Annotated in this window: 18 protein-coding genes; 5 read left to right on the forward strand and 13 right to left on the reverse strand. The window is 64.2% G+C overall.

All coding sequences use genetic code 11. The features are described 5' to 3' along the window. Nucleotides 1–255 precede the first annotated feature (255 nt). The 3 genes from CQ12_RS10280 to CQ12_RS10290 all read right to left on the reverse strand — a co-directional run bounded on the left by CQ12_RS10280 (nt 256) and on the right by CQ12_RS10290 (nt 2,146). A complete protein-coding gene (locus CQ12_RS10280) occupies nt 256–636 on the reverse strand; it encodes a rhodanese-like domain-containing protein (protein WP_057835193.1) in 381 nt (126 codons plus the stop codon). A gap of 104 nt (nt 637–740) precedes the next feature. After that, nucleotides 741–1,349 carry a 2-hydroxychromene-2-carboxylate isomerase gene (locus CQ12_RS10285; RefSeq protein WP_057835194.1) on the reverse strand — a complete coding sequence of 203 codons (609 nt, stop codon included), beginning with the start codon at nt 1,347–1,349 and terminating at the stop codon, nt 741–743. 2 nt (nt 1,350–1,351) lie between these two features. Next, nucleotides 1,352–2,146 carry a hypothetical protein gene (locus CQ12_RS10290; RefSeq protein WP_057835195.1) on the reverse strand — a complete coding sequence of 265 codons (795 nt, stop codon included), beginning with the start codon at nt 2,144–2,146 and terminating at the stop codon, nt 1,352–1,354. A gap of 142 nt (nt 2,147–2,288) precedes the next feature. On the opposite strand from CQ12_RS10290, the gene CQ12_RS10295 reads away from it, so the two are divergent. From CQ12_RS10295 to CQ12_RS10305, 3 genes are all read left to right on the forward strand, one after another. Further along, a complete protein-coding gene (locus CQ12_RS10295; protein ID WP_057835196.1) occupies nt 2,289–2,783 on the forward strand; it encodes a YaiI/YqxD family protein in 495 nt (164 codons plus the stop codon). A gap of 3 nt (nt 2,784–2,786) precedes the next feature. Further along, nucleotides 2,787–4,598 (forward strand): ABC-F family ATP-binding cassette domain-containing protein, encoded by a 1,812-nt coding sequence (locus CQ12_RS10300; protein WP_057835197.1) that lies wholly within the window; start codon nt 2,787–2,789, stop codon nt 4,596–4,598. Between the two features lie 119 nt (nt 4,599–4,717). Further along, nucleotides 4,718–5,800, forward strand: a complete 1,083-nt coding sequence (locus tag CQ12_RS10305) for a D-TA family PLP-dependent enzyme (protein ID WP_057835198.1) — start codon at nt 4,718–4,720, stop codon at nt 5,798–5,800. Between the two features lie 87 nt (nt 5,801–5,887). Here the strand turns inward: CQ12_RS10305 and CQ12_RS10310 are convergent, their stop codons facing one another. The 8 genes from CQ12_RS10310 to CQ12_RS10345 all read right to left on the reverse strand — a co-directional run bounded on the left by CQ12_RS10310 (nt 5,888) and on the right by CQ12_RS10345 (nt 15,276). Beyond that, complete coding sequence (locus CQ12_RS10310; RefSeq protein WP_057835199.1) at nt 5,888–7,126, reverse strand: BaiN/RdsA family NAD(P)/FAD-dependent oxidoreductase; 1,239 nt, start codon at nt 7,124–7,126, stop codon at nt 5,888–5,890. Between the two features lie 127 nt (nt 7,127–7,253). Then, entirely contained in the window at nt 7,254–8,171 is a 918-nt protein-coding gene (locus tag CQ12_RS10315) for an SDR family NAD(P)-dependent oxidoreductase (protein ID WP_057835200.1), read from the reverse strand. Nucleotides 8,172–8,287: 116 nt separating this feature from the next. Then, nucleotides 8,288–8,767, reverse strand: a complete 480-nt coding sequence (locus tag CQ12_RS10320; protein ID WP_057835201.1) for a MaoC family dehydratase — start codon at nt 8,765–8,767, stop codon at nt 8,288–8,290. 3 nt (nt 8,768–8,770) lie between these two features. Next, nucleotides 8,771–10,501 (reverse strand): AMP-binding protein, encoded by a 1,731-nt coding sequence (locus CQ12_RS10325; RefSeq protein ID WP_057835202.1) that lies wholly within the window; start codon nt 10,499–10,501, stop codon nt 8,771–8,773. An 11-nt stretch (nt 10,502–10,512) separates the two neighbouring features. Beyond that, on the reverse strand, nt 10,513–11,400 hold the full coding sequence (gene mmsB / locus CQ12_RS10330) for a 3-hydroxyisobutyrate dehydrogenase (protein WP_057835203.1): 888 nt from the start codon (nt 11,398–11,400) through the stop codon (nt 10,513–10,515). 32 nt (nt 11,401–11,432) lie between these two features. Further along, a complete protein-coding gene (locus CQ12_RS10335) occupies nt 11,433–12,506 on the reverse strand; it encodes an enoyl-CoA hydratase/isomerase family protein (RefSeq protein ID WP_057835204.1) in 1,074 nt (357 codons plus the stop codon). Then, nucleotides 12,503–13,648, reverse strand: a complete 1,146-nt coding sequence (locus tag CQ12_RS10340; RefSeq protein WP_057835205.1) for an isobutyryl-CoA dehydrogenase — start codon at nt 13,646–13,648, stop codon at nt 12,503–12,505. The genes CQ12_RS10335 and CQ12_RS10340 overlap by 4 nt, the downstream gene beginning before the upstream one ends. A gap of 131 nt (nt 13,649–13,779) precedes the next feature. Next, the gene (locus CQ12_RS10345) at nt 13,780–15,276 is read right to left on the reverse strand and encodes a CoA-acylating methylmalonate-semialdehyde dehydrogenase (RefSeq protein WP_057835330.1); all 1,497 of its coding nucleotides are present in this window, start codon (nt 15,274–15,276) and stop codon (nt 13,780–13,782) included. A gap of 102 nt (nt 15,277–15,378) precedes the next feature. Here CQ12_RS10345 and CQ12_RS10350 point away from each other — a divergent pair, with 102 nt between their 5' ends. Further along, a complete protein-coding gene (locus CQ12_RS10350; RefSeq protein ID WP_057835206.1) occupies nt 15,379–16,293 on the forward strand; it encodes a LysR family transcriptional regulator in 915 nt (304 codons plus the stop codon). A gap of 99 nt (nt 16,294–16,392) precedes the next feature. Here CQ12_RS10350 and CQ12_RS10355 read toward each other — a convergent pair whose 3' ends face one another. Both CQ12_RS10355 and CQ12_RS10360 read right to left on the reverse strand, forming a co-directional pair. After that, complete coding sequence (locus tag CQ12_RS10355) at nt 16,393–17,010, reverse strand: TetR/AcrR family transcriptional regulator (protein ID WP_057835207.1); 618 nt, start codon at nt 17,008–17,010, stop codon at nt 16,393–16,395. A 62-nt stretch (nt 17,011–17,072) separates the two neighbouring features. Beyond that, a complete protein-coding gene (locus CQ12_RS10360; RefSeq protein WP_057835208.1) occupies nt 17,073–17,627 on the reverse strand; it encodes a PaaI family thioesterase in 555 nt (184 codons plus the stop codon). Between the two features lie 94 nt (nt 17,628–17,721). Here CQ12_RS10360 and CQ12_RS10365 point away from each other — a divergent pair, with 94 nt between their 5' ends. Further along, complete coding sequence (locus tag CQ12_RS10365; RefSeq protein WP_057835331.1) at nt 17,722–20,043, forward strand: molybdopterin-dependent oxidoreductase; 2,322 nt, start codon at nt 17,722–17,724, stop codon at nt 20,041–20,043. The last annotated feature ends 1 nt before the right edge of the window (nt 20,044 follow it).

Below are 20,044 nucleotides of genomic sequence, written 5' to 3' on the forward strand. Positions count from 1 at the left end.
CCCTATGGCACTTCGATGCCGCAGAGTGGGCGCCGTCCACAGCATCAAAATGCGAAGAGCTCACATGCGTAAAATGAGTCCGCTCCTACCTTGAATGCCGACGTGCGAGCGGACATGGATTTCTGTCGCTAATGGCCAAGAGCGGTAAGGCTCAGAGCGAGCGAACGTTTTGCGCCTCAAAACAGGCGCGAGGCGTTTATGAGTACGGCTCTAGATGCCCCGCTTTCGCGGGGAATGACGAATTCGCCGTACGGATCACACCTTCTCGACCGCGCCGCCGCTCTCGGCCCAGCCCTTGAAGCCGCCGAGGTTGCGCACGTCCTTGTAGCCGAGATCCTGCAGCGTCTTGCCCGCAAGCGCGGACCGCCCGCCGGAGGCGCAGTACACGATCACGGTCTTTTCACGATCGAACGCATTGTCGTAATACGGGCTGTCGGGGTCCGCGCGAAACTCCAGCATGCCACGCGAGACGTGCTTCGCTCCCTGAACCTTGCCGGTGCTTTGCAGTTCGGTGCCGTCGCGCACATCGACCACGAGAACCTTGCCGCCCTCAATCAGCGCTTTTGCATCCTGCGGGCTGATGGTTGGAACCGAACTGTTCGCGGCCGCGAGTAGGTCCTTCACTGAGCTAGGCATGATGTACTCCCGTTTTTCTCGTTATACCCGGATCATAGCGTATTTTTGCAGCCGTGTTACGTCGATGCGGCCTGATTTACTCCGCGCGCGTTGCCATGAACTGATCAGGCCACCATCTTCAACGCGCGCTCCAGAAGCTCCAGCCGGTCCTGGCCCCAGAAGATCTCGCCCGATGGAAGCACATAGCTCGGCGCGCCGAAGACGCCAGCCTTCAGCGCATCCTGCGTGAATTGCTCGTACAACGCATCGAGCTCCCCATCCGGCGGGCCACCGGCGCGCAATGCCGCCGCATCGAGACCAGCGCGCTGCGCCGCCGCCGACATGACCGCGGCGTCAGCGAGCGATTCTTCGCGTTCCCAGATCGCGCGGCCGAACTCCAGCGACAGGAGGTGCGCGTCCTTGCCCTGCAGCTTGGCCGCGATCACAAGGCGGACCGCCGCAAGGTCATCGCTCGGAAAATATTTGGGCTCGAGATTGATCGGAATGCCCCTCACCTCGCGCCAGCGCTTGAGCTCCACCAGCCGATAGGCGCGCCGCTGCGGCGAGCGTTTGGGCAATGGCAGGCCGCCGGTCTGCTCGAAAATCGGGCCGAACTTGCAGGGCTTGACGTTGACGGTCGCGCCATAGCGGCGCGCAATCTCGGCAAATGGCCCACTGCCCATATAGGTCCAGGGCGAATTGAGCGACAGATAATAGTCGATGATGACGGACATGGTTACGCCACCGCCTGTTCGCGCGGCTGGTAGATCGCAACGTGGTGGCAATGCGCCAGCGGCGTTTTGCCGTTGGCGACGACAAGCGCGTCGAGCTCGACGAAGCGGTGGCCCTTCTTGTCGTAATTGCCGATCACCTTGGCACGGGCCGTGATGACGTCGCCGGCTTTCTTTGCCGAAAGCAATTGCATGCGGCTGCCGACGTGAATCCACGGTCCCAGGATGGCGTTGTCGGTCAGCGCCCGGTTCATCACCCGCTGCAGCAGGCCGGGATGACCGAAACCCTCCTTCGCGTAGATCGGATTGGCTTCCCTGATATCCCTGAGATATTCGCTGGCCGCCTCGCCCGCCCAGTCGCGCGGCGCGGTGCCGAGCCATTTACCGACTTCGTAGGATGTTGCATCGACCGGCTTGCGCTCCGCGACGGCGGCGACTTCCTGGTAGTCTGAAACAGAAACAGCCGGCACGGATGCCGGCAAGGACGCAGTGCCAGTGGCGCAAGGCTCGCCGCGGCTCTGCACCTCGATCGAAAGCACACCGTTGTCTTCCGCAGCCGTCAGCTCGGCGAGTTCGCCGTCATAGACCGGCTTGACGAAGCGCGCCTCGATCAGGCCGCGTTCGAGGAAGGCGCGGCCCCATTTCTTGACCGGCTGGTGCATCATGTAGGCCATGACGTCGACGCCGGGGACCAGCCCGCCCGAGAAGCCGAACCGCTGTGCCACGGTGTCGTCGTGCATCTTGTTTTCGGATTGTTTGGCGGTGTTGTAGGCCTCGACGCGATAAGGCTCGATGGGCATGCCATTTCCTCTTGTTTTTGGTTGTTTTTCCGCTGGTTATGGTACGCAAAGAATGTGCCGTGGCAAGCGTGTTCCCGGCCCTGTTTTTCTCGCATTCCGGCATCGAATAGGCTACCACCCGCGGGCATGAATTCGAGCCGATATGCCTGACGTGAGCCCAACCCGCATCTATGTCGATGCCGACGCCTGCCCGGTGAAGGACGAGATCTATCGCGTCGCTGCCAGGCATGGCCTGCCGGTGAGCGTGGTCGCGGGCAATTTCATCCGCGTGCCGCAGGACCCGCTGATCGAGCGCATCGCCGCCGGTTCCGGCATGGATGCTGCCGACGACTGGATCGCGGAGCGCGCCGGCAAGGGCGATATCGTCATCACATCCGACATCCCGCTCGCCAGCCGCTGCGTGAAGGCCGGCGCCGAGGTGATCGCGCCGAACGGCAAGCCGTTCACGGAAGAATCGATCGGCATGACGCTGGCGGTTCGCAACCTCATGACGGACTTGCGCTCGTCGGGCGAAGTAACCGGCGGCCCAAGGTCTTTTGCTCAGCGCGACCGCTCGGCCTTCCTGTCAACCCTCGACCAGACCATCCGCCGCATCCAGCGCCAGCGTGCGCAACAGCCTGCGCCGAACCAGGGTTGAACGATGGCGCCACCGCTGATTCAATTGAAAGACATTAACCTGACCTTTGGCGGCACGCCGCTGCTGTCTGGCGTCGAGCTGTCGGTGTCATCGGGCGAACGGGTCTGCCTGATCGGCCGCAACGGCTCCGGCAAATCGACGCTGCTGAAAATCGCCGCCGGTCTCGTCGAGCCCGACGGCGGCAGCCGCTTCGTGCAGCCCGGCGCCACCATCCGCTATTTGCCGCAGGAGCCTGATTTCGGCGACCACAAGACCACGCTAGCCTATGTCGAGGCCGGCCTCGGCCCCGGCGACGACCATTATCAGGCGCGCTATCTGGTCGAACAGCTCGGCCTCTCCGGCGACGAAGACCCCGCGCATGTCTCCGGCGGCGAAGCCCGCCGCGCCGCGCTGGCGCGGGTGCTGGCGCCCTCGCCCGACATATTGCTGCTGGACGAACCGACCAACCATCTCGACCTGCCGACCATCGAATGGCTGGAAGGCGAGTTGGCGAGCCGGAAATGCGCGCTCGTCATCATCAGCCACGACCGCCGTTTCCTCTCCAATCTGTCGCGCTCGACCGCCTGGCTCGACCGCGGCCAGATCCGGCAGATCGACCGCGGTTTTTCCGCCTTCGAGGCCTGGCGCGACGAGGTGCTGGCGGAGGAAGAGCGCGACCAGCACAAGCTCGACCGCAAGATCGTCAACGAGGAGCACTGGTTGCGTTACGGCGTCTCCGGCCGCCGCAAGCGCAACGTCAAGCGGCTCGGCAATCTGCATGCGCTGCGCGACCAGCGCCGGAATTATCGCGGCGCGACGGGGAATGCCAACCTCGCCGCTGCGGAAGCCGAGAAATCCGGCAGGCTCGTCATCGAGGCGAAGAACATCGCGAAAACCTATGGCGAGCGCAAGATCGTCGAGGGGTTCTCGACCCGCGTCCAGCGCGGCGACCGGATCGGTATCGTCGGCCCGAACGGCGCCGGCAAGACCACGCTGGTTCATCTGTTGATCGGCAACGATCCGCCCGACTCCGGCACGATCCGGCTCGGCGCCAATATCGAGATGGCGACCCTCGATCAGCACCGCGAGAGCCTGGACCCGAAATCGACGCTCGCCGAAGCCTTGACCGGCGGTCGCGGCGACCATGTCATGGTCGGCGACAAGTCAAAACACGTCATCGGCTATATGAAGGACTTTCTGTTCGCGCAGGAGCAGCGCGGCACGCCGCTGGAAGCACTCTCCGGCGGCGAGCGCGGTCGCCTGATGCTGGCGCGCGCGCTGGCAAAGCCGTCGAACCTGCTGGTTCTGGACGAGCCGACCAACGACCTCGATCTCGAGACGCTGGATGTGCTGGAAGAGATGCTCGGCGACTACGAAGGCACCGTGATTCTGATCAGCCACGACCGCGACTTCCTCGACCGCGTGGTGACGTCGGTGATCGCGCCCGAGGGCAGCGGCCGCTGGATCGAATATGCCGGCGGCTACACTGACATGCTGGCGCAGCGCGGCGAGGATTTGTCGCGGGAAGCGCCGAAAGCCGCTGCGCCGGAAGAAAAGAAGGAAGCAAAAGCGGCTGCTCCTGCCGCCGCGCCCAAACGCCGGTTGAACTTCAACGAGAAGCACGCGCTGGAAACCCTGCCGAAGACAATGGCAAAACTGCAGGCCGAGATCGCGAAGCAGCAGAAGCTGCTTGACGATCCCGATCTCTACGCCAAGGATCGCAAGAAGTTCGATGCGGCTTCGGCCGCGATTTCGAAGGCGCAGGAAGAGCTGTCGGCCGCCGAAGACCGGTGGCTGGAGCTTGAGGTTTTGCGGGAAGAGATCGAGCAGGCGTAAGCATTTCACCGTCATTGCGAGGAGCGAAGCGACGAAGCAATCCATCCATCCGTTATGCCGCACGATGGATTGCTTCGCTTCGCTCGCAATGACGAAAGGAACAAACCGGAGTTCACGTCATGACCACCCCCCTCGCCGCAAAAATCGCCCGGGAATACGGCACGCCCTGCGCCGTGATCGACATGGAACGTGTCGAGCGCAACATCGCCCGCATCCAGGTCGCCTGCGATACGGCCGGCGTCGCCAACCGGCCGCATATCAAGACCCACAAGAGCCCGCTGCTGGCACAGATGCAGGTCGCCGCCGGCGCCAGGGGCATCACCTGCCAGAAGATCGGCGAGGCCGAAGTGATGGCGGAAGCCGGGATCGACGATATCCTGATCAGCTACAATCTGATCGGCGAGGAGAAGATGGCCCGTCTCGCCGCGCTGCAGGCCAAGGCCAACATGACGGTCGCCGCCGACAACTCCACTGTGATCGCAGGCCTGCCGCAGGCGGCCGCTGCTTCCGGGCGTCCGCTATCGGTGGTGGTCGAATGCGATACCGGGCGCAAGCGCGCCGGCGTCGAGACGCCGGCGGAAGCGATAGCGCTGGCGCGTGAGATCGCTGGTTCCAAGGGCCTGCAATTCGGTGGCTTCATGCTGTACCCGACCGAAACCGGCTGGACCGTGGCGCAGAAGTTTTTCGATGAAGCGCTGGCCGGCGTGCGCGCGCACGGGCTCGATGCGACGATGGTTTCGACCGGCGGCTCGCCAAACCTGAAAAATCTCGGCAAGCTCAAGGGCGCGACCGAGCATCGGCCCGGCACCTATATCTATAACGACCGCATGCAGGTCGCGGCCGGCGTTGCCGAGTGGGACGATTGCGCGCTCAACATCTATTCCACCGTGGTCAGCCGCGCCGGGCCGGACCGCGGCATTCTCGACGCCGGCTCCAAGACGCTGACGTCAGATCCCGGCGGCGGGCTCGACGGCTACGGGCTGATCCTGGAGCACCCGGAAGCCAAGATCGCGCGCTTTGCGGAGGAGCACGGATTCCTCGACCTCGCCCGCAGCAACACCCGGCCTGTCGTCGGCGACGTCGTGCGGATCGTGCCCAATCATGTCTGCGTCGTCGTCAACATGATGGACGAGGTGGTGATGGTGCGCGGCGATGAGATCGTCGGCGTGCTGCCGGTGGCGGCACGGGGGAAATTGCGTTGATCCGTAGGGTGGGCAAAGGCGCACTTGCGCCGTGCCCACCATCACGAGCGATACAGGCGATGGTGGGCACGCTTCGCTTTGCCCACCCTACGATTTCTCTCTGACTAGCCACTTCAGCACACCGCGCCCCGCGGCCGCTCCCGTCGCAAACGACGCCTGCAACAGATAGCCGCCGGTTGGCGCTTCCCAATCGAGCATTTCGCCGGTTGCGAATACGCCCGGCAGCCGCTTGATCATGAAATCGTCATCGAGTTCGGCGAGGGCGATGCCGCCCGCCGTCGAGATCGCGCGCGCGATCGGCGCGACGCCGTTGAGCTCTATGGGCACTGCCTGGATCAACCGGGCGAGACCGGCGGGAGAAAGCCCGGCCAGCGACATCCCGGATGCCTTGGCAGCCTCCTGCAACAGGCCGATGGCGACAGGCGAGAGATTGGCCGTCTTGCGGAGGAAATTAGAAAAGGACTGCTTGCCCTTCGCGGTCGACAATTTCGTGATCAGTTCGCTGCTCTCCGTGTCGGGCCGCAAAGCGATGTTCAGCGTAGCCTGTCCATCACGCAGGATGGCTTCACGCAATTCGGCAGACAGCGCATAGACCGCGCCACCCTCGATGCCCGAGCGCGTGACGATGGCCTCGCCGCGAACGCCGTGCGAACCAAAGCTCAACTCGATGCCCTTAAGCGGCTGGCCTTCGAACCGGTCGCGAAATATATCCGACCAGCTTGTTGTAAAGCCGCAATTGGCCGGCCTGAGCGGGGATACACTCACGCCCTTTGCGGCGAGTAAATCCGCCCATGCGCCATCGGAGCCCAGCCGCGGCCAGCTTGCGCCGCCGAGCGCCAGCACGGTGGCTTTCATCTCAATGCCGCGCAGACCGTCAGGCGTTTCGAAACGCAGGCCGCCCTGCTCGTCCCATCCGCTCCAGCGATGACGCAGCGACAGCCTCACGCCCTGCGAGTCCAGCCGTCGGAGCCACGCCCGCAGCAAGGGAGACGCCTTGAAGGCTTTCGGGAATACGCGCCCGCTCGAGCCGACAAAGGTCTCCTGCCCCAGCGCTTCGCTCCAGTCGCGCAGTGCCTGCGGCGGGAATGCTTCGATGGCGGCTTTCAGATGCGGCATCGCCTCGCGGTAGCGGTCAAGAAATTGCGGCAGCGGCTCGCTATGTGTGAGGTTCAGCCCGCCTCGTCCCGCCATCAGAAATTTGCGCCCGGCGGACGGCATCGCGTCATAGACGGTGACGGCGGCACCGCGTTGCGCGAGCACTTCGGCCGCCATCAGGCCGGCAGGGCCGGCACCGATGACAGCGACGTTTTTGGAAGGCGATGACATGGCAGGAGTGTAGGCCGGATCGACGGTGCGTAGGGTGGGCAAAGCGAAGCGTGCCCACCATTATTCGACGGCATCGGGGATGGATGGTGGGCACGGCGCAAGTGCGCCTTTGCCCACCCTACGGCTCCTACAGCTTGATCCCGGCCCGCGCCGCTGCCTGCGCGACATATTTCTGCGTCTGCTCGAATGCGCCCTGCAAGGCCTTCGCCTTCGACACATCGTCGATCTCGGCGAAATGCGCGGCAATCGCATCCGGCGTCCAGTCGGACTGCGCCAGGTTGATACCTTCGGTCTCGATGATCTTGATCACCGCAAACGAGCCCGCGCCCGCGCCCATGATGGTGCGGGTCGGCGCATCCTCGCTCAGCAAAAATTCCACCGCCGGTGTGATCGCCTCCGGCTTCATCAAGGCCAGCGCCTGCGGCGGCAACAGTTCTTCAGTCATGCGGGTCGCCGCGGTCGGCGAGATCGTATTCACGCGGATGTTGTTCTTGCGGCCTTCCTCGGCCAGCACGTTCATCAGGCCGACCATGCCGGCTTTGGCCGCGCCGTAATTGGCCTGGCCGAAATTGCCGAACAAGCCCGACGATGAAGTGGTCAGCACGATGCGGCCGTAGTTGCGCTCGCGCATGCCGTCCCACACCGCCTTGCAGCAATAGAAGGTGCCGACAAGATGCACGTCGAGCACCTTGGCAAAATCCTGCACCTCCATCTTGCCGAACGACTTGTCACGCAGAATGCCCGCGTTGGCGCAGAGCAAGTCGACGCTGCCCCAGTCGCTGGTGGCGCGATCCACCATCGCCTTCACCTGCGTGAAGTTCGAGACATCGGCGCCGTCGGCCATCGCGGTGCCGCCGGCCTTGCGGATTTCCTCGACCACGGCTTCGGCCGGCGACAGCGAGCCGCCGGTGCCGTCGCGGGCGCCGCCGAAATCGTTGACCACCACCTTGGCGCCGCGGCTCGCCAGCCCCAGCGCATGTGCCCGTCCCAGACCATTGCCCGCGCCGGTGACGATTGCGACGCGTCCGTCAAACCTGATTGCCATGAGTGGAATTCCCGGATTCTTGTCATGCCCGGGCCTGACCCGGGCATCCATCAAAACAAGGACGCTTTTGAACAAGGATGGATGGCCGGGTCAAGCCCGGCCATGACGGCCGGAAATCAATTGAAATAGATCAGCCCGATCCAGTCGGCCACCAGCGCGGGCTTGTCCTCGCCCTCGATCTCCACGGTGACATTGGTGCGCGACTGCAGTTCCTTCGGCTTGCGCAGCTTGGCTTCCATGAGCGTGAACCGGCCGCGGACCCGCGAGCCGGCGCGGACCGGCGACAGGAAGCGCAGCTTGTCAAAGCCGTAATTGACGCCCATCGCCGTGCCTTCGATGACCGGCATCACCTCATAGGACATGATGCTCATCAGCGACATCGTCAGGAAGCCATGCGCGATAGTGTTGCCGAACGCGGTTTCCTTCTTCGCCCGTTCCGGGTCGACATGGATGAACTGATGGTCCTCGATCACGTCGGCATAGACGTTGATCCGGTTCTGGTCGATCAGGTGCCAGGACGACACGCCGATCTCCTTGCCGACCATGGCCTGATAAGCCTCAAACGAGACCGGCGGCTTCTTCCAGACTTCATTCATTATTCAGCTCTCCAGCCCGGCGGTCCGCACCTTCTGCAGCTCCGGGAACTCTTCTTCGCGGAATTCCTGTCCGCGCAACGCGTCATCCCTGACATTTTCATGTTCGAGCCGGCGCAACTGCACGCGGCGGATTTTGCCTGATATCGTCTTCGGTAGTTCCGTCACCAGCTCGATCTTGCGGATGCGCTTGAAGGGCGCGAGCCGCGTGTGCAGATGCTGGAAAATCGACAGCGCAGTCGCCGGAGAGCGCGCCACGCCCGATACCAGCAGCACATACGCCTTGGGGATGGCCAGACGAATTGGATCGGGACTCGGCACGACGGCGGCTTCCGCGACGGCTTCATGTTCCAGCAGTACGCTTTCCAGCTCGAACGGGCTGATGCGGTAGTCGGAAGATTTGAAGACGTCGTCGGAGCGGCCGACAAAGGTGAGATAGCCCTCGTCGTCGGCAAACACGACGTCGCCCGAGCGGTAGAGATCGCCGCCGGCGCCGCTCAGTTTACCGTCTTCGCCCTGATAGCCCTGCATCAGGCCCGCGGGGCGATCGGCGCCGAGCACTAGCGTCACCTCGCCTTCCTTGGCGATGTTGCCGTCGCCATCGGTGATCTGCACGCGGTAGCCCGGCAGCGGGCGGCCCATCGAGCCGACCTTGACCTTCTGGCCCGGCGAGTTGCCGGCCAGCGCCGTGGTTTCGGTTTGGCCATAGCCGTCGCGGATGGTGAGGCCCCACGCCGTCTTTACCTGATCGATCACTTCGGGGTTGAGCGGCTCGCCCGCACCGCAGACCTCGCGCAGGCTCACCTTGAAGTCGGCGAGCTTTTCCTGAATGAACAACCGCCACACCGTCGGCGGCGCGCACAGCGTGGTGACGCCGCAGCGACCGACGGTCGCCAGCAAGGTCTTGGCGTCGAAGCGCGGCTGGTTGACGACGAATACGGTCGCCCCCGCATTCCAGGGCGCGAAGAAGCAGCTCCAGGCATGCTTGGCCCAGCCGGGTGAGGAAATATTCAGATGGACATCGCCCGGCTGCAGGCCGAGCCAGAACATCGTCGACAGCGCGCCGACCGGATAGCTGCGCTGGCTGTGCCGCACCAGTTTCGGCTTTGCCGTAGTGCCCGAGGTGAAATAGAGCAGCATCGGGTCGTCGGCATTGGTCGGACCGTCGGGTGTAAACGCTTCGGAAGCGCTCGCCGCCCCTTCGAACGGCAACCAACCGTCATGCTGCGACGTCACGCCCACGACGATGCGAACCAGGCTGTCGCTGCCGAGATTTGCAAACTTGGCGACCTGATCCTGCGAGGCGACCACCACCCTCGCCTTGCCGCGATCGAGCCGGTCGCGCAGCTCATCGGGCGTGAGCAGCGTCGTGGCGGGGATCACGACCACGCCGAGCTTCATCGCCGCCAGCATGGTCTCCCACAGCGGCACGACATTGCCGAGCAGCAGCAGCAGATGATCACCGCGCCGCAAGCCCTGCGCGCGCAGGAAATTCGCCACCTGATTGGAACGGCGCGACAGCGTGGCGAAGGAGAGTTTCGTCTCCTTGTCGCCGGGATCGACGATCCAGAGCGCGGTGCGATCGCGGCTGTCGGCTTGGCCGGCGAGTTCCGCGTCGAACCAGTCCAGCGCCCAGTTGAAGGGAACCGGGTCGGGCCAGCGGAACCCTTTTACGGCCGCATCGTAGTCGGTGCGGTGCTTGAGCAGAAAGGCGCGCGCTTCCTGAAAACTCGTCACTCAGGTCTCCGTTATTTCCCGGCGAGGCTCCTAACGTGCTGGATAATACCGGAAAAATCCACCCCGCCATGGCCGGCGGCATCAAACGCCTTGTAGATCTCCTGCGCGTGCCTGCCGAGTGGCGTGACCGCCCCGGCGGCGTTGGCCGCGTCCTGTGCCAGCGTGAGGTCCTTCACCATCAGGTTGGAGGCAAAACCCGGCTTGTAGCCGTTATTGGCAGGAGAAGCCGGCACCGGACCCGGCACCGGGCAATAGGAAGTCAACGCCCAGCACTGGCCCGAGGAGGTCGAGGCGACGTCGAACAGCGCCTGATGCGACAGGCCGAGCTTTTCCGCCAACGCAAAGGCCTCGCCGACACCGATCATGGAAATCCCCAAAATCATGTTGTTGCAGATCTTGGCCGCCTGCCCCGCGCCGGCGCCGCCGCAATGCACGATCTTCTTGCCCATGTTTTCCAGCGCAGGTTTTGCCGCCGCAAACGCCTTCTCCTCACCGCCGCACATGAAGGTGAGCGTCGCGCCCTTGGCGCCGCCGGTTCCGCCCGACACCGGCGCATCGACCGAGAGCATGCCGGCCTTCGCCGCCAGCGCATGCGCCTGCTTGGCGCTTTCGACATCGATGGTCGAACAATCGATGATCAGCGTGCCCTTGGCCATCACGGGGACGACTTCGCTCCAGACCGAGAGCACATGCTTGCCGGCGGGCAGCATGGTAACGACGACGTCGGCGCCCTTGACGGAAGCGACCGAACTCTCGGCAATCGCTGCGCCGTCCGCCTTGGCCTGATCGCGCGAGGCCGCGACCAGATCGAAGGCGGTGACCTTGTGGCCGGCCTTGACCAGATTGGCCGCCATCGGCCCGCCCATGTTGCCGAGGCCAATGAATGCGATATTTGCCATGATGTTCCTCCGCTGGGGCGTTTCTGTCTGACTTATGGAAATTTCAGTTCGTCGGCGCCGATCTCGGCGAAGTAAGGCGCGACCATCGCCGGCGTCACGTCTTCAATGCGCGGCGGCGACCATTTGGGATTGCGGTCCTTGTCGATCACGGCGGCGCGCACGCCCTCGCGGAAATCGTCGCTGGCGAACACTTCCAGCGCGGCGCGATATTCCCGCACCAGACACTCTTCCAGCGAGCGAGCCGACCGCGCCAGCCGCAGCAGCTTCAGCGTCACCACCATGCCGCGCGGCGATTTTTCGCCAAGCGTCTTCAGCGTCGCCTGCGCAAAGTCCGAACCATCACGCTGCAGCGCTGCGACGATATCCTCCATGCGGTCGTGGGAGAACAGCGCATCGATCTTCGCCTGTTGCGCGGCGACCGGCCCAACGGTCTCTCCGGTCGAGAAGCTGTCGATCAGCTTCCTGACGTCAGCCGACGTGGTGCCGGGCTGCACCTTCGTCAGCGCCTCGCGCAAGGCCGGCAGCTTTGCCGACGGCACCACCGCATCGGCAAATTTTGCGTGAATGGCGTCGGGACCGTTCATGGTCTGACCGGTCAGGCCAAAATAGGTGCCGATCTCGCCGGGCGAATGCGACAGCAACCAGGTGCCGCCGACATCCGGGAAGAAGCCGAGCCCGACTTCCGGCATCGCCAGCTTCGTCTTCTCGGTCACGACGCGGTGGCTGGAATGCGCTGACAGCCCGACGCCGCCGCCCATCACGATGCCGTCCATAAAGGCGACATAGGGCTTTGGGAACTTCTTGATGCGGGCGTTGAGGATGTATTCGTCGCGCCACAGGATCTTGCCGAGATCGCCCTTGACCTTCGAGCTTTCCCAGAGCGCGCGGATGTCGCCGCCGGCGCACAGTCCGCGCTCGCCCGCGCCTTCCAGCACGATCACTGCAATTGCGGGATCGGCCTCGAAAGCGTCGAGCGCCTTGTCGACATCGTGAAACATCTCCAGCGTCACGGCATTGATGGCCTTCGGCCGGTTCAGGCGGATGATGCCTGCAGAACCTTCTTTGCGCGCGATCAGGTCGCCCTCTTCCACAGCCGCATCCGTCATCGCGCGCCCTCGATCATCTTGCGCGACACGATCAGCCGCATGATTTCGTTGGTCCCTTCCAGGATCTGGTGCACGCGCAGGTCGCGCACGATCTTCTCGATGCCGTATTCGCTGAGGTAGCCGTAGCCGCCATGCAGCTGCAGCGCCTGATTGGCGACCTCGAAGCCGACATCGGTGCCGAAGCGTTTGACCATCGCGCACAGCATGGTGGCGTCGGGATCCTTGCGGTCGAGCGCCGCGGCTGCGCGCCACAGAAATGTCCGCGCCGCCTCCAGCTCGGTCGCCATGTCGGCCAAGCGAAACTGCAGCGCCTGGAATTCGTCGAGGCGCTTACCGAAGGCCTTCCGCTCCTTCATGTAGGCCAGCGACTTGTCGAGCGCGCTCTGCGCGCCACCGAGCGAGCACGCCGCGATGTTGAGGCGGCCGCCATCGAGGCCGGCCATCGCGATCTTGAAGCCGATGCCCTCCTCGCCCAGCCTGTTCTCGACCGGCACGCGGGCATTCTCGAAAATCACCGCGCGCGTCGGCTGCGCGTTCCAACCCATCTTGCGCTCGTTGGCGCCGAACGACACGCCCGGCGTCTTGCCGTCGATGACGAGCGTCGAGACGCCGCCAGGACCATCGCCGCCGGTCCGCACCATCACGACCAGCAGATCGGTGCCGCCGGCCCCGGAAATGAACTGCTTCTGCCCGTTCAGGACGTAGTGATCGCCCTCGCGCACCGCGCGGGTGCGGAGCGCCGCGGCATCCGATCCGGCGCCCGGCTCGGTGAGACAGTAGCTTGCGATCAGCTCCATCGTGCAAAGTTTTGGCAGCCACTTCCGCCGCTGGGCGTCGTTGCCATAGGCATCGATCATCCAGGACGCCATGTTGTGGATCGAGATGAAGGCCGACACGGTCGGGCAGCCGGTCGCGAGCGCCTCAAAGATCAAGGCGGCATCGAAGCGCGTCATCGCCGAGCCGCCGACATCCTCCTTGATGTAGATGCCGCCCATGCCGAGGCCCGCGGCCTCGCGCATCACATCGACTGGAAAATGCTTCTCCTCGTCCCATCGCAGCGCATGCGGCGCGATTTTCTCGGCCGCAAACGCCCGTGCCATGTCGCGAACCGCGATCTGGTCCTCGTTGAGAGCGAACTGCATCTTGCCGCTTACCCCTGAAGGTTACCCCATCGTCATTGCGAGAAGCGAAGCGACGAAGCAATCCATTCTTCCTTTTCGCGGAAAATATGGATTGCTTCGCTGCGCTCGCAATGACGGCTCGGCTCCGGGAATTACTTCATCAACGGGATCGAGAACTCCGCGCCTTCCTTGACGCCGGACGGCCAGCGCGAGGTCACCGTCTTGGTCTTGGTGTAGAAGCGGACCGAGTCCGGGCCGTGCTGGTTGAGGTCACCAAAGCCGGACTTCTTCCAGCCGCCGAAGGTGTAATAGGCGATCGGCACCGGGATCGGCACGTTGATGCCGACCATGCCGACATTCACCTTGGCAGCGAAATCGCGCGCGGCGTCGCCGTCGCGGGTGAAGATCGCAACGCCGTTGCCGTAGTCATGCTCGGACGGCAGCGCGAGGGCTTCCTTGTAGTCGTGGGCGCGCACCACCGAGAGGACGGGCCCGAAGATTTCTTCCTTGTAGATCCGCATGTCCTTGGTGACGTTGTCGAACAGCGAACCGCCGAGATAGAAACCCTTCTCATAGCCCTGCATCTTGAAGCCGCGGCCGTCGACGGCGAGCGTGGCGCCTTCCTTGATGCCGATATCGATGTAGCTCTTCACCTTCTCGACCGCCTCGCGGGTCACCAGCGGACCGTAGTCGGCGGCCGGATCGATCGACGTGCCGATCTTGAGCGACTCCACGCGCGGGATCAGCTTTTCCATCAGCCGGTCGGCGGTGGTCTTGCCGACGGGGACGGCGACCGACACCGCCATGCAGCGCTCGCCGGCCGAGCCGTAGCCGGCGCCGATCAGCGCGTCGACAGCCTGGTCCATGTCGGCGTCGGGCATGACGATGGCGTGGTTCTTGGCGCCGCCGAAACACTGGCAGCGCTTGCCGGTCTGGGCGGCGCGCTCGTAGATGTACTGCGCGATCGGCGTCGAGCCGACGAAGCCGATCGCCCTGATATCGGGATCGTCGAGGATGGCGTCCACGGCTTCCTTGTCGCCGTTGACGACGTTGAGGATGCCGGGCGGCAGCCCCGCTTCCATCATCAGTTCGGCCAGTCGCATCGGCACGCCCGGGTCGCGCTCGCTGGGCTTCAGGATGAAGGCATTGCCGCAGGCGATGGCGGGCGCGAACTTCCACATCGGGATCATCGCCGGGAAATTGAACGGCGTGATGCCGGCGACGACGCCAAGCGGTTGCCGCAGCGAATAGATGTCAATGCCGGGACCGGCGCCTTCGGTATATTCGCCCTTCAACAGATGCGGAATGCCGCAGGCGAATTCCGCGACTTCGAGGCCGCGCTGGATGTCGCCCTTGGCGTCGGGCACGGTCTTGCCGTGCTCGCGCGCCAGCAGCTCGGCGAGCTTGTCGTAGTCGCGCTGCACCAGTTCGAGGAACTTCATCATCACGCGCGCGCGGCGCTGCGGATTGGTGTTTGCCCATTCGGGCTGGGCCAGCGCCGCGTTCTCGACGGCGGCGCGAACTTCCGCCTTGGAGGCCAGCGCTACCTTGGCCTGAACGTCGCCGGTCATCGGCTCAAAAACGTCAGCTGTCCGTCCCGAGGTCCCCTTGACCTCCTTGCCACCGATAAAATGTCCGATTGAGCGCATGAATGATCTCCCTGGCGTCCCTGCAGGATCGCTTTCGAGCCCCTTTTTGACCTGCATTTCTTAGGATACAAGTCCGATAAATTGCACCATAGATGTGCGGAAATGCTGGATCAAGGCGACCGTTCAATCGACTGGGATGACTTCCGTTTCGTCCTCGCCATCGTGCGCGGCGGGTCGGTTTCGGCTGCCGCCAAGCAGCTATCGGTCGACCATGCCACCGTGATCCGCCGTGTCGACCGGCTGGAACGGCACCTCTCCGCCAAACTGTTCGATCGCCGCAAGACCGGCTACCTCCTGACCGATGCCGGCCAGCGTGTCGCCGACAGCGCGGAGGCGATGGAATCCACCATCGTCGCCAACCAGGAGGCGGTCGGCGGCTCGCGCGCCCAGCTCACCGGCACGGTCCGGATCGGCGCGCCCGACGGGTTCGGCAGCCACTTCCTGGCCGCGCGGCTTCTGAAATTCACCGAGCGGTATCCCGATCTCGATCTGCAGCTCGTCGCCACCGCGCGGCTGTTCAGCCTGTCGAAGCGCGAGGCCGATATCGCGATCAGCCTGACCATGCCCAAGGAAGGGCGGATCGTCGGGCGCAAGCTGCTCGACTACAGCCTCGGCCTCTACGCCGCCCCTGCCTATCTCGATCGCGCGCCGAAGATCGTCGCGCGCAGCGATCTGCCCGGGCATCGCTTCGTCGGCTATATCGAGGAACTGCTGTTCACCCCGGAACTGGATTACCTGCCGCAGGTCTCGCCGAAGATCTCGGCCAAATTCCGCAGCGCCAATCTGATCGCGCAGCTCAATGCCACCATCGCAGGGTTTGGAATTGCAGTGCTGCCGCACTTCATGGCGACGGCGCATCCGGAATTACGGCCGGTCTTGCCCGATGAGGTCAGGATCTCGCGCACGTTCTGGATGCTGATGCATGCCGACAGCAAGGACCTGGCGCGGATCAGGGCGGTGGCCGATTACATCTGTGAGACGGTGGAGCGCGAGCGCGCGCTGTTTGGCGGGCGGTGAACTGTAGGGTGGGCAACACGCAGCGTGCCCACCAATTCACGACGAGCCGGTGGAAAGATGGTGGGCACACTTCGCTTTGCCCACCCTACGATTGCCTGCTTAATTCGCCTTCGCCCGCGCCTTTTTCGCAACCGGCTTTGCCACCGGGCGGCCCAGCGCGGCCTCGCGGCCGGCGAGAAGAATCTCGTCCGACAGTTCGCCGCTGCCGGCGACGCGCGACATCACCAGCGTCCCCATCATCGTCGCCAGCGTGCCCATGGCCTGCTTGCGCGCGGTCTTGCGCGGCACATCCGGAATCTGGTCGGCCATCACGTCGATCAACTGTTCGAGCTTGGCGCTAAAGGCCTTGCGGGTCTTTGCGCTTTCGCGGGCAATTTCCGCACCGAGCGTGGGCACCGCGCAACCGCGGCCGGGATCGTCGCGATGCACTGTGGAGACGTAGGAATCAACGATCGTCGATAGCCGCTTCTCAGCCGGCGTTTCAGCGGCGATCTTGCGCCAGTGCTCGACCGAGCGGTCCATCGCATAGGCAAAAGCCTCGATCACCAGCGCCTCGCGGGAATCGAAATGGGCGTAGAAACCGCCATGGGTCAGGCCCGCCTCCTTCATCAGGTCGGCGACGCCGATGCCATGCGCGCCCTTCTCGCGAAGCCGCACCGAGGCCTTCTTCACGATCCGCGCGTGGGTCTCCTGCTTGTGCTCTTTCGAATAGCGCATTGACGCGTCCCATTAAATGTCTGCAGTCATATAATAGCAGTTGCGCGCGGGAAATGCTGCATCTATTTCGCGTTTCCACCCGGGATCATCGAGAAGGTCGCGGTTGCGTGCACTGCAAGATTGCCCGCGCCGTCGCGGACGAAGCCTTCGGCATAGCTGGTTTGGCGGCCGAGTTTTACCACCTTGCCTTCCGCCGCGATCGTGCCCGATCGCACCGACAGCGGCCGCAGAAAGGTCAGCTTGAGGTCCAGCGTGACGGAAGTTTGCCCGGCCGGCTGCATGGCGGCGATGGCACAACCCATGGCGGTATCCAGTAACGCCGCAGCGGTCGCGCCATGGAGCAGTCCGATGGTATTTTCGAGGCTCTCGTGCGGATCGAGTTCCATCACGATGCGGCCGGGCTCTGCGACGGCCATCCGAAAGCCGATCAGCTTTGCCATTGGCGGCGGTGGCAGGATGCCGTCGCGGATCGCGCACATTGTCTCCAGTCCGGACATGCCGGAGGCCGCCTTCGCCACCGGTCCGGGCGCCTGCCAGTCCACCACCCGCTCCCGCCGCAATTGCGGTGCGAACAAGTCGGGAATTTCCAGGGCTCGTTGGGCGCTACCCGCGGTCATGATCGCTCTCCTTGATGACGGCCAGCGAGGGCCGATTGATTGAATTACGACCATCATATATACTGGCCCGGTTTCAACAATGGAAGAGATGGCCATGCCGAGCTCCGACTGGCGCAAGACCGCCTGCAATCTCTGCTACGTCAATTGCGGCCTCGAGCTGCTGGTCGAAAGTGAGCGCATCACAAAAGTGCGCGGCGACCGCGACAACCCCAAATCCAAAGGTTATCTCTGCAACAAGGCCGCGCGCATTCCCTTCTATGCGCATCACCGCGATCGCCTCACCACGCCGCTGCGCCGGCGCACCGATGGCGGTTTTGACGCCATCGACTGGGACACAGCGATTACCGAGATCGCCGCCAGATTGCGCGACGTCGTCGATCGCCATGGCGGCAAGAGCCTCGCGCTCTATGGCGGCGGTGGCCAAGGCAATCATGCCGGTGGCGCCTATGCCACGGCACTGCTGCGCGCGCTCGGCTCGCGCCATGTCTTCAACGCGCTGTCGCAAGAGAAGACCGGTGATTTCTGGGTCAACGGCCACATGTTCGGCAGCCAGACCTGCCACACCGCCGAGGACGTGCACCATTGCGACCTGCTGTTCGTGATCGGCGCCAATCCGTGGATCGCCCACGGATTTCCCAATGCGCGCGACCATCTCAACGACATCCGCAAGGACCCCCACCGCAAGATGATCGTGATCGATCCCCGCCGTTCCGAGACCGCGGAGCGCGCCGATCTGCATCTCGCGGTCCGTCCCGGCGCCGACGCCTTTCTGCTGGGCGCGATCCTCGCGCGGCTGATCCAGCGCGACGCGGTGGACCACGCATTCATCGCACAGCACACCACAGGCTATGCGGAGATCCGGGAGGCACTGCTGCGAATTCCGGTCGAGCAATGGGCTGAGGCCGCCGACATACCGCTCGAGCAGATCGAACAATGCGTCGACATGATCGTTGCGGCGAAAGCGATGACCGTCCGCGTCGAGCTCGGCATTCAGCAAGGCGTCAACTCGACGCTCAGTTCGTATCTCGAAAAGCTGCTGATCATGCTGACCGGCAGTTTTGGCCGCAAAGGCACCAATCAGCTGCATAGCTGGCTGGTGCCGCTGTGGGGCAACTCGCCGAACCAGCGCTTTGCCGCCGCCGATATCGAGGTGATCGGCGGACTGCTGCCGCCGAATCTGTTTCCCGATGCGGTGCTGTCCGATCATCCCGACCGCCTTCACGCGGTATGGATCGACAGTTCCAACCCCGCGAACACCGCCTCGAACACCGCGCGGGTCGAGAAGGCGCTGCGCGCACTTGACCTCGTCGTCGTGGTCGACGTGGCGATGACCGAGACCGCGCAGCTGGCGCATTACGTGCTGCCGGCCTCTTCGCAATATGAGAAGACGGAATTCACGCTCTTCAACTTCGAATTCCCCAGAAACTATTTCCATGTGCGCGCAGGCGTAGTGGCGCCTCTGGCGGGCACCCTACCCGAGCCGGAAATCTATACGCGGCTCAGCCGCGCGCTGGGTCTCCTGCCCGGCGACAACGCGCTGGCGCCGTTGCGCGACGCCGCCTTCCGTTCCCGGCCCGCCTTCGCCGCGGAACTGCGCGCCTTTATGGGTGCCAATCCACAGCTGGCAGCGCTCGGCGCGCTCGTGCTCTACAACACGCTGGGCGCCACCCTGCCCGACGGCACGGCCGCCGCCGCGCCCCTGTGGCAGGCCGCGCATCTCTGCGCAAAACGCTCGCCGCAGGCTGTGCGCCGCGCGCTCAATGCAGGTAGTGACGTACCCGACGAGATGCTCGGCGAAGCGCTGTTCGACGCCATCGTCGGATCGCGCAACGGCGCCGCCTTCACCGAGCACGATTACGACGATGTATGGTCGCTGGTCTCGCATCCCGACCGCAAGGTCCACCTTGCGATCGCGCCGATGCTGGAATGGCTCGGCAGGCTCGATCCGGCGAACGCCGCGCCTCGCGGCGACTATCCCTTCGTGCTCGCCGCTGGACAGCGACGCATGTTCAACGCCAACCAGATCTTTCGCGATCCCGCCTGGCGCCGCGACGATCCCGATGGCGCGCTGCTCATCAGCGCCGCTGATCTGGCATCGCTCGGCGCGGAGGATGGCGAATGGATTTCGGTGCAATCCGCCGCCGGCCGCGTAGTCGCGCGCTGCAAGCGCGACGACAGCATGCGCAGCGGCCAGCTTGCGCTGCCGCACGGCTATGGCCAGGACTATCCGGCCGCCGACGGCGAGCGGATGAACAACGGGCCTCGCGTCAATGTGCTGACCGAAAGCGGCAACCGCGATCCCATCGCCGGTACGCCCTATCACAAGCACGTCCCGGTGCGGTTGGAGCGGCTGGCGGCAGCCGAAGCCGCGGCCTATGAGGCAGCCTCGCGGCGCATCCATTCCGCGTCGGCTTAAG

The sequence above is a fragment of the Bradyrhizobium jicamae genome, assembly GCF_001440395.1.
GTDB classification, from domain to species: domain Bacteria; phylum Pseudomonadota; class Alphaproteobacteria; order Rhizobiales; family Xanthobacteraceae; genus Bradyrhizobium; species Bradyrhizobium jicamae.

Bases quoted from the DNA above. Each gene is read 5' to 3' on its own strand.
- CQ12_RS10315 (WP_057835200.1), bottom strand. From the start codon at position 8,171: ATGGCAATCAGGTTTGACGGACGCGTCGCAATCGTCACCGGCGCGGGC.
- CQ12_RS10295 (WP_057835196.1), top strand. From the start codon at position 2,289: ATGCCTGACGTGAGCCCAACCCGCATCTATGTCGATGCCGACGCCTGC.
- CQ12_RS10335 (WP_057835204.1), bottom strand. From the start codon at position 12,506: ATGACGGATGCGGCTGTGGAAGAGGGCGACCTGATCGCGCGCAAAGAA.
- CQ12_RS10355 (WP_057835207.1), bottom strand. From the start codon at position 17,010: ATGCGCTATTCGAAAGAGCACAAGCAGGAGACCCACGCGCGGATCGTG.
- CQ12_RS10290 (WP_057835195.1), bottom strand. From the start codon at position 2,146: ATGCCCATCGAGCCTTATCGCGTCGAGGCCTACAACACCGCCAAACAA.
- mmsB (WP_057835203.1), bottom strand. From the start codon at position 11,400: ATGGCAAATATCGCATTCATTGGCCTCGGCAACATGGGCGGGCCGATG.
- CQ12_RS10345 (WP_057835330.1), bottom strand. From the start codon at position 15,276: ATGCGCTCAATCGGACATTTTATCGGTGGCAAGGAGGTCAAGGGGACC.
- CQ12_RS10320 (WP_057835201.1), bottom strand. From the start codon at position 8,767: ATGAATGAAGTCTGGAAGAAGCCGCCGGTCTCGTTTGAGGCTTATCAG.
- CQ12_RS10310 (WP_057835199.1), bottom strand. From the start codon at position 7,126: ATGTCATCGCCTTCCAAAAACGTCGCTGTCATCGGTGCCGGCCCTGCC.
- CQ12_RS10280 (WP_057835193.1), bottom strand. From the start codon at position 636: ATGCCTAGCTCAGTGAAGGACCTACTCGCGGCCGCGAACAGTTCGGTT.
- CQ12_RS10300 (WP_057835197.1), top strand. From the start codon at position 2,787: ATGGCGCCACCGCTGATTCAATTGAAAGACATTAACCTGACCTTTGGC.
- CQ12_RS10285 (WP_057835194.1), bottom strand. From the start codon at position 1,349: ATGTCCGTCATCATCGACTATTATCTGTCGCTCAATTCGCCCTGGACC.
- CQ12_RS10340 (WP_057835205.1), bottom strand. From the start codon at position 13,648: ATGCAGTTCGCTCTCAACGAGGACCAGATCGCGGTTCGCGACATGGCA.
- CQ12_RS10360 (WP_057835208.1), bottom strand. From the start codon at position 17,627: ATGACCGCGGGTAGCGCCCAACGAGCCCTGGAAATTCCCGACTTGTTC.
- CQ12_RS10350 (WP_057835206.1), top strand. From the start codon at position 15,379: ATGCTGGATCAAGGCGACCGTTCAATCGACTGGGATGACTTCCGTTTC.
- CQ12_RS10365 (WP_057835331.1), top strand. From the start codon at position 17,722: ATGCCGAGCTCCGACTGGCGCAAGACCGCCTGCAATCTCTGCTACGTC.
- CQ12_RS10305 (WP_057835198.1), top strand. From the start codon at position 4,718: ATGACCACCCCCCTCGCCGCAAAAATCGCCCGGGAATACGGCACGCCC.